This is a genomic window from Streptomyces sp. NEAU-sy36 (assembly GCF_013423905.1).
GTDB lineage: Bacteria > Actinomycetota > Actinomycetes > Streptomycetales > Streptomycetaceae > Streptomyces > Streptomyces misionensis.
Window position 1 is genome coordinate 6872491 of the sequence record NZ_CP058977.1, and the last position, 15629, is coordinate 6888119.

General features: G+C 72.0%; 15 protein-coding genes. 6 read left to right on the top strand and 9 right to left on the bottom strand.

Annotation, left to right across the window (positions count from 1 at the left end; genetic code table 11):
- Positions 1 to 8 precede the first annotated feature (8 nt).
- Positions 9 to 1274 (top strand): serine hydroxymethyltransferase, encoded by a 1266-nt coding sequence (glyA, locus tag HZZ00_RS29905; protein ID WP_180329322.1) that lies wholly within the window; start codon positions 9 to 11, stop codon positions 1272 to 1274.
- A gap of 56 nt (positions 1275 to 1330) precedes the next feature.
- On the top strand, positions 1331 to 2698 hold the full coding sequence (locus HZZ00_RS29910) for an L-serine ammonia-lyase (RefSeq protein ID WP_180329323.1): 1368 nt from the start codon (positions 1331 to 1333) through the stop codon (positions 2696 to 2698).
- Here the strand turns inward: HZZ00_RS29910 and HZZ00_RS29915 are convergent.
- On the bottom strand, positions 2695 to 3549 hold the full coding sequence (locus HZZ00_RS29915; protein WP_180329324.1) for an alpha/beta fold hydrolase: 855 nt from the start codon (positions 3547 to 3549) through the stop codon (positions 2695 to 2697). The two genes, HZZ00_RS29910 and HZZ00_RS29915, sit on opposite strands and share 4 nt — an antisense overlap.
- A 105-nt stretch (positions 3550 to 3654) precedes the next feature.
- Between HZZ00_RS29915 and HZZ00_RS29920 the strand changes: the two genes are divergently transcribed.
- Together HZZ00_RS29920 and HZZ00_RS29925 are read left to right on the top strand one after the other, a co-directional pair.
- Entirely contained in the window at positions 3655 to 4059 is a 405-nt protein-coding gene (locus HZZ00_RS29920; protein ID WP_180329325.1) for a helix-turn-helix domain-containing protein, read from the top strand.
- A gap of 191 nt (positions 4060 to 4250) precedes the next feature.
- A complete protein-coding gene (locus tag HZZ00_RS29925) occupies positions 4251 to 4805 on the top strand; it encodes a glycoside hydrolase family 25 protein (RefSeq protein ID WP_180329326.1) in 555 nt (184 codons plus the stop codon).
- 52 nt (positions 4806 to 4857) lie between these two features.
- Here the strand turns inward: HZZ00_RS29925 and HZZ00_RS29930 are convergent, their stop codons facing one another.
- Positions 4858 to 5070, bottom strand: coding sequence for an EF-hand domain-containing protein (locus tag HZZ00_RS29930; protein ID WP_070023098.1), 213 nt, complete (start codon positions 5068 to 5070; stop codon positions 4858 to 4860).
- Positions 5071 to 5130: 60 nt separating this feature from the next.
- Positions 5131 to 6042, bottom strand: a complete 912-nt coding sequence (locus HZZ00_RS29935) for a MerR family transcriptional regulator (RefSeq protein ID WP_180329327.1) — start codon at positions 6040 to 6042, stop codon at positions 5131 to 5133.
- 47 nt (positions 6043 to 6089) lie between these two features.
- Here HZZ00_RS29935 and HZZ00_RS29940 point away from each other — a divergent pair, with 47 nt between their 5' ends.
- Positions 6090 to 6743: a GNAT family N-acetyltransferase gene (locus HZZ00_RS29940; protein ID WP_180329328.1), complete on the top strand. Its 654-nt coding sequence runs from the start codon at positions 6090 to 6092 to the stop codon at positions 6741 to 6743.
- Here HZZ00_RS29940 and HZZ00_RS29945 read toward each other — a convergent pair.
- The 6 genes from HZZ00_RS29945 to HZZ00_RS29970 form a co-directional block, all read right to left on the bottom strand.
- Entirely contained in the window at positions 6710 to 7897 is a 1188-nt protein-coding gene (locus HZZ00_RS29945; RefSeq protein ID WP_180329329.1) for a YncE family protein, read from the bottom strand. The two genes, HZZ00_RS29940 and HZZ00_RS29945, sit on opposite strands and share 34 nt — an antisense overlap.
- Positions 7897 to 8697, bottom strand: coding sequence for a polysaccharide deacetylase family protein (locus HZZ00_RS29950; RefSeq protein WP_180329330.1), 801 nt, complete (start codon positions 8695 to 8697; stop codon positions 7897 to 7899). Before HZZ00_RS29950 ends, HZZ00_RS29945 begins: the two co-directional genes overlap by 1 nt.
- A 130-nt stretch (positions 8698 to 8827) precedes the next feature.
- Entirely contained in the window at positions 8828 to 9331 is a 504-nt protein-coding gene (locus HZZ00_RS29955; RefSeq protein WP_180329331.1) for an ATP-binding protein, read from the bottom strand.
- 316 nt (positions 9332 to 9647) lie between these two features.
- A complete protein-coding gene (locus HZZ00_RS29960; RefSeq protein ID WP_074993370.1) occupies positions 9648 to 10415 on the bottom strand; it encodes an enoyl-CoA hydratase/isomerase family protein in 768 nt (255 codons plus the stop codon).
- Between the two features lie 78 nt (positions 10416 to 10493).
- A complete protein-coding gene (locus HZZ00_RS29965; protein WP_180329332.1) occupies positions 10494 to 11711 on the bottom strand; it encodes an Ig-like domain-containing protein in 1218 nt (405 codons plus the stop codon).
- Between the two features lie 173 nt (positions 11712 to 11884).
- Complete coding sequence (locus tag HZZ00_RS29970; RefSeq protein ID WP_180329333.1) at positions 11885 to 13105, bottom strand: Ig-like domain-containing protein; 1221 nt, start codon at positions 13103 to 13105, stop codon at positions 11885 to 11887.
- Positions 13106 to 13313: 208 nt separating this feature from the next.
- Here HZZ00_RS29970 and glgX point away from each other — a divergent pair, with 208 nt between their 5' ends.
- Positions 13314 to 15533: a glycogen debranching protein GlgX gene (glgX, locus tag HZZ00_RS29975; protein ID WP_180329334.1), complete on the top strand. Its 2220-nt coding sequence runs from the start codon at positions 13314 to 13316 to the stop codon at positions 15531 to 15533.
- Positions 15534 to 15629: the final 96 nt, after the last annotated feature.

Consider the following 15629-nt stretch of genomic DNA (forward strand, 5'->3'; position numbering starts at 1 on the left):
GTAGCCCCATGACTGTCCTGAACACGCCCCTGCACGAGCTGGACCCGGAGGTCGCGGCCGCGGTCGACGCCGAGCTGCTGCGCCAGCAGTCCACGCTGGAGATGATCGCGTCCGAGAACTTCGCGCCGCTCGCGGTGATGGAGGCGCAGGGCTCGGTCCTCACCAACAAGTACGCCGAGGGCTACCCGGGCCGCCGCTACTACGGCGGCTGCGAGCACGTCGACGTCACCGAGCAGATCGCCATCGACCGGATCAAGGAGCTGTTCGGCGCCGAGTACGCCAATGTGCAGCCCCACTCCGGCGCCTCCGCCAACCAGGCGGCCCTGTTCGCGCTGGCCCAGCCCGGGGACACCATCCTCGGCCTGGACCTGGCGCACGGCGGCCACCTCACCCACGGGATGCGGCTGAACTTCTCCGGCAAGCAGTTCAACGTGGTCGCGTACCACGTGGACGAGGAGACCGGCCTGGTCGACATGGCCGAGGTCGAGAAGCTCGCCAAGGAGCACCGCCCCAAGGTGATCATCGCCGGCTGGTCGGCGTACCCGCGGCAGCTGGACTTCGCCGCGTTCCGCCGGATCGCCGACGAGGTCGAGGCCTACCTGTGGGTCGACATGGCGCATTTCGCGGGCCTGGTCGCGGCGGGTCTGCACGCCAACCCGGTCGAGCACGCGGACGTGGTCACCTCCACGACCCACAAGACCCTGGGCGGCCCGCGCGGCGGCATCATCCTCGCGAAGAAGGAGTTCGCGAAGAAGCTGAACTCCTCCGTCTTCCCGGGCTTCCAGGGCGGCCCCCTGGAGCACGTGATCGCGGCCAAGGCGGTCTCCTTCAAGGTCGCCGCCTCGGAGGACTTCAAGGAGCGCCAGCGCCGTACGGTGGAGGGTGCCCGCATCCTCGCCGAGCGCCTGACGGCCGACGACGCCCGCGCGGCCGGGGTGAACGTGCTGTCCGGCGGCACGGACGTGCACCTGATCCTGGTGGACCTGCGCGCCTCCGAGCTGGACGGGCAGCAGGCCGAGGACCGCCTCCACGAGGTGGGCATCACGGTCAACCGCAACGCGGTCCCGAACGACCCGCGGCCCCCGATGGTCACCTCGGGTCTGCGGATCGGCACGCCCGCCCTCGCCACCCGCGGCTTCACGGCCGAGGACTTCGCCGAGGTCGCGGACGTGATCGCCGAGGCGCTCAAGCCGTCCTACGACGCGGAGTCCCTCAAGGCCCGGGTGAAGGCCCTGGCCGACAAGCACCCGCTTTACCCGGGTCTGAGCAAGTAAGTCACCTGGCGGGGCACTCGACGAGGAGTGCCCCGCCACTGCCCCAAGGAGTGACCGTGGCCATCTCGGTCTTCGACCTGTTCTCGATCGGCATCGGTCCGTCCAGTTCCCACACGGTGGGCCCGATGCGCGCGGCGCGGATGTTCGCCCGCCGGCTGCGCAACGAGGGACTGCTGGAGTCGGTCGCCGCCCTGCGCTGCGAGCTGTACGGCTCGCTCGGCGCGACCGGGCACGGCCACGGCACCCCCAAGGCGGTCCTGCTCGGCCTGGAGGGCGCCTCCCCGCGCACGGTGGACGTGGAGACCGCCGACGAGCGGGTCGAGTCGATCAAGCGGGCGGGCCGGCTCTCCCTGCTCGGCGAGCACGAGATCGCCTTCTCCTTCGACGACGACCTGGTCCTGCACCGCCGCAAGGCCCTGCCCTACCACGCCAACGGCATGACGGTGTGGGCCTACGACGCCTCGGGCGCGGAGGTGCTGAGCAAGACGTACTACTCGGTCGGCGGCGGCTTCGTCGTGGACGAGGACGCGGTCGGCGCGGACCGGATCGTGCTGGACGACACGGTCCTCAAGTACCCCTTCCGCACGGGCGACGAGCTGCTGCGCCTGACGAAGGAGACCGGCCTGTCGATCTCCTCGCTGATGCTGGAGAACGAGCGCGCCTGGCGCACCGAGGACGAGATCCGCGCGGGCCTGCTGGAGATCTGGCGCGTGATGCGCGCGTGCGTGCAGCGGGGCATGACCCGCGAGGGCATCCTGCCCGGCGGCCTCAAGGTGCGCCGCCGCGCGGCCGTCTCCGCCCGTCAGCTGCGCGCCGACGGCGATCCGCTGGCGCACGCGATGGAGTGGATCACGCTCTACGCGATGGCGGTGAACGAGGAGAACGCGGCCGGCGGCCGGGTGGTGACCGCGCCGACCAACGGCGCGGCCGGCATCATCCCCGCCGTTCTGCACTACTACATCAACTTCGTGCCGAACGCCGACGAGGACGGCGTGGTCCGCTTCCTGCTGGCCGCGGGCGCGATCGGCATGCTCTTCAAGGAGAACGCCTCCATCTCCGGCGCCGAGGTCGGCTGCCAGGGCGAGGTGGGCTCCGCGTGCTCCATGGCGGCGGGCGCCCTCGCCGAGGTGCTGGGCGGCACGCCCGAGCAGGTGGAGAACGCGGCCGAGATCGGCATGGAGCACAACCTGGGCCTGACCTGCGACCCGGTCGGCGGCCTGGTGCAGATCCCGTGCATCGAGCGCAACGGCATGGCCGCGGTGAAGGCGGTCACGGCCGCCAAGATGGCGATGCGCGGGGACGGTTCGCACAAGGTCTCCCTCGACAAGGTCATCAAGACCATGAAGGAGACCGGCGCGGACATGTCGGTGAAGTACAAGGAGACGGCGCGGGGCGGGCTCGCGGTGAACATCATCGAGTGCTAGGGCCTCTCGTTCTCCTGGCGGCCGGCCGCCAGGAAAGGGCGGAGCAGGGCGAGCAGTGCCCGCGGCCGGTGCAGCGGGATGATGTGGCCGCAGTCCTCGATGACGTGCCCGGTGAGGTCGTCGGCTATGGGACGGAGCTGGTGTTCCAGCGCCGCGCCCACGGGATGCGCGCCCACCGCCATCGTCGGCACCGTCAGCCGCGCGGCCGCCACGGCCTGCTCGATCTGGGTCGCGCTCTGCGGCAGTGCCCGGTAGTAGGAGAACGCGCGGCGCAGCGCCCCGCGGCCGGTGTAGGCGCGGACGAAGGCGTCCCGCAGCGGCGGGCGCAGCCCGTCCCCGAGGGTGCCCGTGCGCAGGAACCAGTCGACGTAGCGGGCCTCTCGGCCTTCCAGGACCGTCTCGGCCAGGCCCGGAACAGCGTGGAAGCCGAACCACCAGGGCGGGCCGCCGGCGAGGAAGTCCTCGGCGCCGGGCAGCCCGCCCAGCAAGGACTCCATGACGACGAGCCGCCGCACCCGGTCGGGACGGCGCAGGGCGAGGAGGAAGGCCGGCGGGGTGCCGGCGTCGATGCCCACCACGGCGGCCGAGGACACCCCGAGCGCCGTGAGCAGGGCCGCGGCGTCGTCGGCCAGGGACTGCGCGTCGTACCCGGTCCCGGCCCGGCCGCTCGCGCCGAACCCCCGCAGGTCCGGCGCGATGACCCGGTACCGGTCGGACAGGTCCGCCATGACGTCCGTCCACACCTCCCAGGTGTGGGGGAAGCCGTGCAGCAGCAGGACGGCCGGACCCGATCCGGCCTCCGCCACGTTCAGCTCGATGCCGTTGACGGACACGGAATGCAACTCGGGCATGGAAAGCTCCAGGTGCAGGCTGGTAACCATCGGTGACAACCGCACGCTAGGGAACTAACCTTGGCCCTCCAAGAAGGCACTTCTCCCACAGGTGGTGAGCTGCGGGTGACCACGGCGAAGCCGGCCCGGCGCGGGGACCTGTTCGACCCCCGGTGCCCGACGCGGCAGTTACTCGACCGCATCGGCACCAAGTGGACCTCGATGGCGGTCAAGGTGCTGGCCGAGGCCGCCCCGGGCGAGGTCCGCTTCGCGGAACTGCGGCGCCGCATGCCGGGCATCTCGCAGAAGATGCTCTCCGTCACCCTGCGCGGCCTCGTCCGCGACGGCCTGGTGGCCCGCCGCGTGGAACCCACCGTGCCGCCCGGCGTCCACTACCGGCTCACCGACCTCGGCCGGTCACTCGAAGCACCGCTGTCCGCGCTGCGCGCCTGGGCCGAGGCGCACATGGCGGACATCGAGCACAACAACCGGCTCGCCGACGACGTCGACCAGCCCGCCGACGACGCCTGAAAGGGCGTCAGCACCGGCGCGCGCCCCGGGGCGCGCCGTACCGCGCCGACGGGGTTCACCGGGCTCCGGCGTGAGCGGACGCGCCGCCGCCGGCGGTTGCGGCCGGCCGCGCATCGATGGGGTCCGGCGTCCTGGGCGCCCCGCGACCGGGGCAAGTTTCCGGGGGGTCGTGCGGCGGGCACACACTCTGCATGCTCCACGGCATCGACGTAAGTTCCTTCCAGTCCACGTCATATGACACGGACGGTCTGTCGTTCGTCTTCATGAAGGCGACGGAGGGCCGTTCGTACGTCAATCCCCGGCTCACCGCCCAGACCAAGACAGGCCGCGACGCCGGGCTGGTCGTGGGTTTCTACCATTTCCTGTGGCCCGGCGACCTCGACGCCCAGGCGGACCACTTCCTCCAGCACGCCCCGGACCGCCCCGGCGACATCCTGGCCGTCGACTGGGAGAACACCAGCGACGGCAGCCACGCCGGCAACGCGGAGAAGGACTCCTTCATCCGCAGACTGAAGCATCTGCGGCCGCACAACCGGGTCATGCTCTACTGCAATCGCGAGTTCTGGCTGAACGTCGACCGGACGTCCTACGCGGGCGACGGTCTGTGGATCGCCGACTACGTGACGGCGGGCAAGCCCCGCATCAAGGCGAAGTGGCGCATCCATCAGTACTCCAGCCAGCCCCACGACAAGAACGTGGCCGACTTCGCCTCGAAGGACGCGCTGAAGGAGTGGGCGGGGGGCTGACGCACACAGGGGTGCCCGCTCCGGGCAGAAGGGGCACCCCTGTCGAGCCGCGTCACTTGTTCAGGTAGGTCCAGAACTCGTCGAAGGACAGGACCTTGTCGCCGTTGAGGTCGCGGGAGCCGATGATGGCTTCGGCCACCGTGTCGGTGACGTTCCAGTCGCCCCCCTGGGCCAGGGCGGACTTGAACTCGGCGGCGGTGATGAACCCGTCGCCGTCCGCGTCGATCCGCTGGAATTCCTTGCGTGCTGCCTCGATGTCCGCCACCGATCCGCCCCTTTTCGTTCGTGTTTCTCGTGCCGTGCAGGCGTACTGACGCTGGTCAGATTAGCTGTCCGCGCGGGCGCGGAGTGCGGCGACCACCCAGGCGAAGTCCTCGGCGTGCGGCGGCGCCGGGGTGCGGCCGACGAGGGCGATCAGTTCGCGGTAGCGGGCGACGCGCTCGTTGAAGCCGGCGGTCATGCGGTCCAGGACGTCCTTCCGGTCGGCGTCCCCGAAGAGGTCGTGCAGGACCGCGTCCGCCTCCGGCGACTCGGGGTCGATGCCGCGTGCGCGGGCCGGGGCGGCCACCTCCACCAGCCGCTTGGCGAGCCAGGTCGAACGGCCGTGGGTCCGGCCCGGCTCCCCGTCCGCCGCGTTGAACTCCATCGCCCGGCGCAGCTGCGCGCAGAAGTCCGGGTCCTGCATCATCTCCGCCAGCTCCACCCACGCGTCGACCTCCTCGGGGGTGGGATCCTCCGCCGGCTCGACGGTGATGGCGCGCACGCGTTCACGCACCTCGGGGTCGACGGGGCCGAGCCCGTGCAGGGTCCTCGCCGTGAACTCCGTGATGATGCGCCGCCGTTCGCCGGCGGACAGCCGGGCCAGCCTGTTCATCAGGGTCGTCTCCTGCGTGGTCGAGCCGCGCCGTGCGATGGTCGACAGCACCGCGCGGGTCACCCTCAGCGACCTGATCTGCGCGTCGAGGGCCGCCACATGGGTGGCCGCCACCTCCGCCACGGTCCGCTCCCCCGCCAGCACCCGGCGCACGTCGTCCAGGCCGAGGCCCAGCTCGCGCAGGGTGCGGACCAGTTCCAGGCGGGCCACCGAGGCGGCGTCGTAGAGGCGGTAGCCGCCCGGCGAACGGGTCACCGGGGCGAGCACGTCCTCGTCGGACCAGTAGCGGATGGTGCGCACGCTCAGTCCGGTGGCCCTGGCCAGCTCGCCGATGGTGAGAAGTCCGGTGCCGTCGTCGTTCATGTCTGGGAGTCTGGGCCTTCCAGTGGGTGGAGACTCAAGGAGCGGTCTTGGAGACCTTGCGGGACATTCTGGACCGCGCCGCGCGGGACGTCTTCCCGGCCGCTGACGGCCGTACGCGCGTCGTGCCGCAGCCCTCCCCCCGGGACGCGGGGGTGCTGGCGTTCACCGCGCACAGCGTGGTGGTCACGGACGAGGACCCCGCCTGGGTGGCGCAGGTGCTGCGCTCGCTGGACTGCGACCCGCCGGCGGGCGCCCTGCACCCGGCGTTCCTGGCCGCGCTGCTGGAGCGGACCGGGCGGCGGGCGGAGACGGTGGACGCGCTGCTGGTCGGCGCCCCGCTGCCGGGTGCCCCCGCGCTCGCGCTGAGCGAGATCCGGGACGCCGGCCATCCGCGGATCCGGTACGCGCGCGAGCGCCGTGACGAGGTGCGGGCCTGGCAGGCGGACGGCGGGGTGCTGGTGCTGGGGCGGGGGATGGCCGGGCGGCTGGAGGTCGCCGTGGAGGTGGACGAGCAGGCGCGGGAGAAGGGGCTGGGACGGCTGCTCGCGGGGGCCGCCCGGCGGCTGGCCGGCGAGCCGCTGTGGGCGCAGGTGGCGCCGGGGAACGCCCGGAGTCTGCGGGCGTTCCAGGCGGCCGGTTACCGTGCGGTCGGCGCGGAGCTGCTGCTTCAGCGGAAGATGCCCGTGTGCCCCAGTGAGTAGCGGCCGGGCTGGGGGTAGACGGCGAGGCCGTGCGGGCCGCTGCCGACCGGGATGCGGGCCAGCTCCTTCCCGGTGCGGGTGTCGATGGCGTACACCTCGGCGTCGTACCGGCCGGACAGCCACAGGACCTTGCCGTCGGCGGAGACACCGCCCATGTCGGGGCTGCCGCCGCCGGGCAGTTCCCACCTCTTCGTGAGCCGGTTCCGGGCGAAGTCGAAGACGGAGATGGTGCCCTCGCCCCGGTTGGAGACGTACATCTCGCGGGAGTCGCGGCTGATGTAGAGGCCGTGGGCGCCCTTGCCGGTGGGCAGGAGCCGGGGCCGGGTGAACTTGTCGCCGTCCAGGACCCACACGCCGTTGGCCATCATGTCGGCGATGTAGAACAGCTTGCCGTCCGGGGAGACCTTGACGTCCTGCGGCATGGAGCCCTGCACGGGGAGCTTCTCCTGGCGGACCACCTCCATCCGCGCGGTGTCGACCTTGAGGATCTCGCCGCTGAACTCGCAGGAGACGATGAAGTAGCGGCCGTCGCGGGAGAAGTCGGCGTGGTTGACGCCGTAGCAGCTGACGGGGACCGCCTTGACGGTCTTCATGGTGTGGGCGTCGCGGAAGACCAGCTGGCGGTCCATGGAGGCCATGACGACGGCGTACTTGCCGTCGGGCGTGAAGTACAGGTTGTACGGGTCGTGCACGTCGACCGGCTTGCCCGCCTTGCCGGTGCGCGGGTCGATGGGGGTCAGGCTGTTGCCGAGGTCGTTGTTGACCCACAGGGTCTTCAGGTCCCAGGAGGGCACGACGTGCTGGGGCTGGCGGCCGACCGGGATGGTCTCGATGACCTTGTAGGTGGCGGGGTCGATGACAGTGACGGTGTCGGAGTTGGTGTTGGGGACGTAGATCCGCGAGGGGAAGTCCTTGACCACCGGGGACAGGCGGCCCGGCCGGTCGGCCGCGTAGACGTCGTCGGGGTCCTGGACCGGGGGCATGCCGGGCAGCACGTTCACCCGGGCCCGGTCCACCTGCGGCTGGGCGGGCGGCTTGCTGCCGAGCGCCGCGTTCCCGGAGTGCGTGCCGCCGCCGCTGCACGCGGAGACCAGGGCCAGTGCGGTGAGGGCGGCACCGGCGGCCAGCCGGCGGGCGGCTTTCGTGGTTCGCATCAGCTCAGCAGCTCCGTGGTGGTGACGGCGCGCAGGCCGCGGCGGTCGAGTTCCGTCAGGACGTCGGGGAGGGCGGCGACCGTGTCCTCGTATCCGAAATGCAAACTCACCACCGAACCCCCGCGCACCTCCGAGAGGACCTTGCGGGTGACGGCGGCGGCGCCGGGGCTGGTGTAGTCGAGTGAGTCGACGTCGTACGACAGCACGTGCGGGTAACCGGCCTGCTGGGCCAGGCGGGTGACGAGCGGGGAGGCGGTGGGCGAGCGGGAGGGGCGGAACCAGGTGCCGATGGAGCCGGTGAGGCGTACGAGCCGGTCGGCGCAGTCGGTGATCTCCTTGCGGGCCTCGGCCTCGGGGAGGTCGTTGACCGAGATGTGGTGCTGGGTGTGGTTGCCGAGGTCGTGGCCGCCGTCGAGGATGCGGCGGGCGAGATCGGGGTGTGCGTCCAGCCAGGTGCCGACGGCGAGCACGGTGAGGTGGGCACCGTGCCGTTCGGCGGTGGTGAGCAGGTCGTGGGCGAGGGCGGGTTCGCCCTGGCCGTGGAAGGTGAGGGCGACCCGGGGGCGGTTGCGCGGGCCGTGGGTGATCTGGGCGGGCTGCCCGGGGTAGGCGCGGGGGGCGGGGGCCGGGCGGGCGGAGGTCTTCGCGGCGGGGGCGGGGGGCTTCGGGGACGGGGCGGTGGGGGCGGCGGACCGGGCGGCGGGTTCGGTGCCGCAGCCGGCGGCGAGCGCGCCGCCCGCGACGAGCCCGGCACCCGCGCGCAGCACATCGCGACGGTTGGTGGTGGTCACGCGGGCCATTTAAAGCAGGAAAGGTAAGAAAATCGCGTTTTGCCCGAATTAGCCGACCGATCACGCGTCGCGCCACCGCGCCGCCGGTGGACCTCCCGGCATCCGGCTCCCCAAGCACGCGGCGTCCCGGCGGCGCCCCCTACCGGTCGCTCACCCTCATCTCGAACCACGTCGTCTTGCCGCGCGGCAGCAGATCGACGCCCCAGCGGTCGGAGAGCTTGTCGACCAGGAAGAGGCCGCGGCCGCTGACATCCAGCTCCTGGACCGGCAGCAGACAGGGCAGCCCGCGCGAGGGGTCGCGGACCTCGACCCGCATCCAGCCGGGGCGGCAGCGCATCCGCAGCCCGAAGACCCGGGCGCCGGTGTGCCGTACGGCGTTGCCGACCAGTTCCGAGACGAGCAGGACGGTGTCCTCGGTCAGCTTGGGGCCCAGCCGCCAGGTGCGCAGTACGACGACCTGGGCGAGGCGGCGGGCGGTGGCGGCGGATTCCGGGCGGGACGGCAGCTGCACCTCGCGCTCCGTCGGATCGCCGAACAGTTCGAGCGCCTTGAGCGCCTGTTCGTCCTCGACCGTGGGCGACCAGCGTGCCGCGGACGCGCGGCTGTGTCCCCGCGGCTGTTCGATGCCCTCCAGCCCCGCCATGCCCCCATGATGGCCGTCCGGCGCCGTCTTGGTGGGCGTTCCGGAGGAATACGCCCCCCGCACGCCCCCGCCCCGCACCGCCCGATCGGCATATGCCGCTGACATCTCAACGGTCGGTACGCACCGCCTGAGCTGCGATGACGGCTCGCTTTCGGGCAATCGCCGGGCTCCCTCGACGTGACGGACTTAAGGGTGCCTTAAGGCTCCCATAATCCGCCCCATCGAGGGACGCGAATGAGACGACGCGTCAACTACGAGTGGACGCAAGGTAGTTCATTCAACTATCACCGGTCGTTGAACGCGAACTCCCCGCCCTTCACAGGAACTTGGCCTTGCCCGGCCCCTCCTCGACGAAGCTGCGCATGCCGCGCTCGCGGTCCTCGGTGGCGAACAGGCCCGCGAACCAGTTGCGCTCGACGGTGAGCCCGGTGTCGATGTCGGTCTCCAGACCGGCGTCGACGGCCTCCTTGGCGGCGCGCAGCGCGATGGCCGGGCCCTGGGCGAGCCGCGCGGCCCAGGCGTGCGCCTGCTCGTAGACCTCGGCGGCCGGGACGACCCGGTCCACCAGGCCGATCGCGAGGGCCTCGTCGGCCTTGACCATACGGCCGGTGAAGATGAGGTCCTTGGCCTTGGAGGGGCCGACCAGGCGGGGCAGGCGCTGGGTGCCGCCGGCGCCCGGGATCAGGCCGAGCAGGATCTCGGGCTGGCCGAGCTTGGCGTTCTCGGCGGCGATGCGGTAGTCGGCGCACAGGGCGAGTTCGCAGCCGCCGCCGAGCGCGTAGCCGGTGACGGCGGCGACGACGGGCTTGGGGATGCGGGCCACGGCGGTGAAGGAGTCCTGGAGGGCGCGGGCGCGCAGGACCATCGCGGTGTGGTCCATGTTCTGCATCTCCTTGATGTCCGCGCCCGCCGCGAACACCCGCTCCCCGCCGTAGATCACCACGGCGCGCACGTCCTCGCGGCGCGTGGCCTCCTCGGCGAGTTCCTTCAGCCGGTCCTGGGTGGCGACGTCCAGCGCGTTCATCGGGGGACGGTCCAGGCGCAGGGTGCCGACGCCTTCGGCGACTTCGAGAGTGACGGTCATGCAGGTCAGGTTAACGGCGACTAACGGCGGCGGGCCCGGTGCCGTAGGTCACAGCACCGGGCCCGCACACGGAGCGTCCTACTTCTTCCAGTCCGCCCAGGACATGTTCCAGCCGTTGAACCCGTTGCCCGGGTCCACGGTGCGCTCGTGGGAGCGCTTGACGACCACCACGTCCCCGATGATCGAGTGGTTGAAGAACCAGGCGGCCGGGGTCGAGGAGTCGTAGCCGCCCTTCACGTCGCGCAGGCCGATGCACCCGTGGCTGGCGTTGTAGTTGCCGAAGGCGCCGCCGCCCCAGTAGTTGCCGTGGGCGAAGGTGCCGGAGGTGGTCAGGCGCATGGCGTGCGGGACGTCCTTGATGTCGTACTCGCCGCCGTAGCCGACCGTCTCGCCGTTCATCCGGGTCACGGTCAGCTTCTCGCTGATGACCATCTGGCCGTTCCAGGTGTCGTAGCCGGGCTTGCCGGTGGTGACCGGGAGGGTCTTGATCGTCTTGCCGTCCCGGGTGACCGTCATCGTGTGCCTGCTCGCGTCCACGACGGAGACCTGGCTGCGGCCGATGGTGAACTTCACGGTCTTGTGCTGCTTGCCGTAGACGCCGTCGCGGCCCTCGACGCCGTCCAGGTCGAGGTCGACGGTGACCTTGGTGCCGGCCTTCCAGTAGTGCTCGGGACGGAAGTCCAGGCGGTCGTTGCCGAACCAGTGGCCCTCGACGTCCACCGGCGGGTCGGTCTTGATCCTGATGGACTTCTCCACGGCGTCCGGGTGGGTGATGCCCCGGGTGAAGCTGACGGAGAACGGCATCCCGACGCCGACGGTGGAACCGTCGTCCGGGGTGAAGTTGCCGACGAAGGTGCTCTTCGGCGTGAGGGTGGTGAAGCTGGAGTCCTTGGCGGTCGCGCGTCCGTCGGTGTCCTTGGCTACCGCGTGCACGGTGTACCTCGTGCCGGCCGCCAGATGCGAGGACGGCGTCCAGGTGGTGCCGCCGCCGGTGATGCCGCCGGCGACCGTCGCGCCCTTGGCGTCCTTGACGGTGACCTCGGCGAGCTTGCCCCGGGCCGCGCTGACCTTGAGCGCTCCGCTGGTGTCGACGTCCGTGGCGCCCGCGGCGGGCGCGATGCTGACGGCGGCGGTGGACGCCCTGCCCTGCTGGGTCGTGGCGCCCTTGTCCTTGCCGGCGTCCTTGCCGCCGCCGCAGGCCGCGAGCGACAGCACCAGCGCGCCGGCTATGAGCCCCCCTGCCGCGCGCCCCCGCCGCCCCGCCACCGACGCCCCCGATATCGGCCGCACGTTCAAGTTGTTCTCCCCTCGCCGGGCCTGCTCGGCCCGCTCCCCACCACATCGGTGCGCGCATATTAACTGCCCGTGTTTGAGCGGGGTGTCAGGCGTAGGTCACCGTTCCGTCGCAACTTCCGCCCGGCACCCGCACCGTCCCCCCCGCGCGCCGCCGTGTGGCCGTTCCCCCGGGGTCACTTCACCGCGGCACCCGCCTTCCACGCCGCCCAGGTCATGTTCCAGCCGCTCAGACCGTTGCCCGGGTCGACGGTCTTGTCCCGGCTGTTGACGATCTCGACGACGTCACCGATCAGACTGCGGTCGAAGAACCACCCGGCGGGCGTGTCCGAGCTGCCGCCCTGGACGTCCCTGAGGCCCACGCAGCCGTGACTGACGTTGGAGACGCCGGGCGCGGTCGGGTCCCAGTAGTTGCCGTGCAGGAAGGTGCCGGAGTCGGTGAGCCGCATGGCGTGCGGGACGTCGGGGATGTCGTACTCGCCGCCGAAGCCGACCGTCTGACCGTTCATGCGGGTCTCCTCCAGCATGTCCATCACCACCATCTTCCCGTTGTAGGTGGGGGTGTCGGGGGCGCCCGCGGTGATCGGGACGGTGGCGAGCAGCCGGCCGTCGCGCCGCACCTCCATGGTGTGCGCCGCCGCGTCGACCAAGGAGGTCTGGCTGCGCCCGATGGTGAAGGAGAACGACTTGGCCTGGAGCCCGTAGACGCCCTTGGCGGCCTCGACGTCGCGCAGGCCCAGGTCGACGGTGACCTTGGTGCCCGGCTTCCAGTACCGCTCGGGCCGGAAGTCCAGCCGGTTCTTGCCGAACCAGTGCGGGCGGATCTCCACCGGGGGCCGCGCGCTCACGCGCACCGCGCGTTCGACGGCGGCCTTGTTCACGATGTCCGTGCTGAAGGCCAGGGAGACGATCATCCCGGTGCCGACGACGGAGCGGTCCTCGGGGGTGGCGTAGGCGATGAACCGCTTGTCGGGGACGTAGGTGGTGAACCAGGTGTGCCGGGCCGAGCGGTGGCCCTCGGAGTCCAGCGCCACCGCGTCCACGGTGTATCTGGCGGCGAGCGCCAGCCGGTCGTCGTCCGGCCGCCAGGTCAGCCCGTCGGTGCTGAGGTGCCCGGAGACCGGGGTGGCCCGCGCGTCCTGCTCCTTGACGACCTTCACCTTCTCCAGGCGCCCGTCGGGCACCTGCACCCGCAGCCGCCGGCCCCGCGGGACGGCCGTGCTGCCGTCGTCCGGGGTGACGCGGATCGCGTCCCGGGGTGCCGGTGTTCCGCCGGACCCACCGCCGAGGCCCAGCGGGCCCGAGCCCGCGGAGCATCCGGCCAGCAGTCCAACCCATGTCAGTACGGCGGCCAGTGCGCCCGCCGCGCGCCGTGCGCGTCCATTTACGTGCCTCACGCGGTACCCAACGACGGGGCACGCTCCCGGGAAACGTGAGTGCGAGCCATGCGGTGGGCAGAACAGTGGGAAGGACGACACGTCAGGGAAGCCGCGCCCGCACCGAAGCCGCCGGGCCGTGGCCGCACCGGGTGGCCGAAGGGGCCGGCGGCCCGGCGCGGCGGCCCGCGCCGCTCCCGGGCCGAGCCACGGGAAGAGGGGCCGACAGGTGACGAGCGCAGCCGAGCAGCGGGCACCGGCCACGGCGCCCTCCACGAACGGCGTCCGGCGTGCCGCGGTGCCCGCCCCGGTGGTGTGGCCGGGGTCGCCCACCCCGCTGGGGGCCCGCTTCCGGACGGGTCCGGACGGGGTGGCGGGCACCAACTTCGCGCTGTGGGCGGCGGGAGCGGAGGCGGTACGGGTGTGCCTGTTCGACGCGGAGGGCCGGGAGACCCGGATCCCGCTGACCGAGCTGACGCACGAGATCTGGCACGGCTTCGTGCCCGGGGTGCTGCCGGGGCAGCGGTACGGCTACCGGGTGGACGGCCGCTGGGACCCGTGGACCGGCGCCCGCTGGAACCCGGCGAAGCTGCTCCTGGACCCGTACGCGCGTGCGGTGGACGGCGAGTTCACGCTGCCGCCGCAGGTGTACGGGCATGTGCGGGACTGGCCGGAGCAGCATGTCGCCGACACCGTGCGCGACGAGCGGGACTCGGCGCCGTACGTCCCGAAGGGGGTCGTCGTCCACGACGACGACGACTGGTCCGACGACCGCCGCCCCAAGACGCCGTGGGCGGACTCGGTCATCTACGAACTGCACGTGCGCGGCTTCACCAGACTCCACCCGGACATCCCCGAGGAGCTTCGCGGCACCTACGCGGGCCTCGCCCATCCGGCCGCCGTCGAGCACCTGGTGAAGCTGGGCGTCACCGCCGTGGAGCTGCTGCCGGTGCACCAGTTCGCGCACGAGGACCACCTGCTGCGCCGGGGCCTGAGCAACTACTGGGGCTACAACTCCATCGGCTACTTCGCCCCGCACGCGGCCTACGCGGCCACCGGGACGACCGGGGCGCAGGTGGGCGAGTTCAAGCGGATGGTGCGCGCGCTGCACGCGGCCGGCATCGAGGTCATCCTCGACGTGGTCTACAACCACACCGCCGAGGCGGGCGAGCTGGGCCCGACGCTGTCCCTGAAGGGCATCGACAACCGCGGCTACTACCGGCTCCAGGCCGACGCCCGCCGCTACGCCGACTACACCGGCTGCGGCAACACCCTGCACGTGGTGCGGCCCCAGGTGCTGCGGCTGATCACCGACTCGCTGCGGTACTGGGTGACCGAGATGGGCGTGGACGGCTTCCGCTTCGACCTGGCGGCGGCGCTGGCCCGCTCCATGCACGACGTGGACATGCTCTCCCCGTTCCTCGCGGTGATCGCCCAGGACCCGGTGCTGCGCCGGGTCAAACTCATCGCCGAGCCCTGGGACATCGGCTCCGGCGGCTACCAGGTGGGCGCCTTCCCGCCGCTGTGGGCGGAGTGGAACGACCGCTACCGCGACGCCGTGCGGGACTTCTGGCGGCACGCGCTGCCCGACGTGCGCGAGATGGGCTACCGGCTGTCCGGCTCCAGCGACCTGTACGCCTGGGGCGGCCGGCGCCCGTACGCGTCGGTCAACTTCATCACCGCGCACGACGGTTTCACGCTGCGCGACCTGGTGTCGTACGAGCGCAAGCACAACGAGGCCAACGGGGAGGAGAACCGGGACGGCACCGACGACAACCGGTCCTGGAACTGCGGGGTGGAGGGCGAGAGCGACGACGAGGCGGTCCGCGCCCTGCGCCGCCGCCAGCTGCGCAACCTGCTCACGACCCTGCTGCTGTCCACGGGGGTGCCCATGCTGGTGGCCGGCGACGAGTTCGGCCGCACCCAGGGCGGCAACAACAACGCCTACTGCCAGGACAACCCGACCAGCTGGCTGGACTGGTCGCTGCCGGCCGAGCCCGGCTGGCGGGCCCTGTACGACCTCACCGCGCGGCTGATCGGGCTGCGCCACCGGCACCCGGTGCTGCGCCGCCGCGCCTTCTTCTCCGGCCGGGCGCAGAGCGCGGACGGGCTGCGGGACCTGGCCTGGTTCACGGCGCGCGGCGCGGAGATGACCGAGGGCGACTGGTACGCGCCCGCCGCCACCCTCGGCATGTACCTCTCCGGGCGGGACATCCCGGGCCGCGACGAGCGGGGCGCGCCGGTGACGGACGACAGCTTCCTCGCCGTGCTGCACGCGGGCGAGCGGCCGACCGGCTTCGTGCTGCCGGGCCCGCCGTGGGCCGAGCGGTACGAAATGGTGGTGGACACCTCCCGCGAGGACCAGGCCGGTGCGCCAGGCACGGTGCTCGCGGCGGGCACGGAACTGACGGTGCCGGGGCGGACGGTGCTGCTGCTGCGGGTGGTGTGACGGCGGGGGTCCGCCGTGCGTGACGCGGATCACGCCCGCCGGGTGCAGCGTACGAGGGGGTCCAGGGCCTTTCCCCTGGTGAAGAACGCCGGCGAG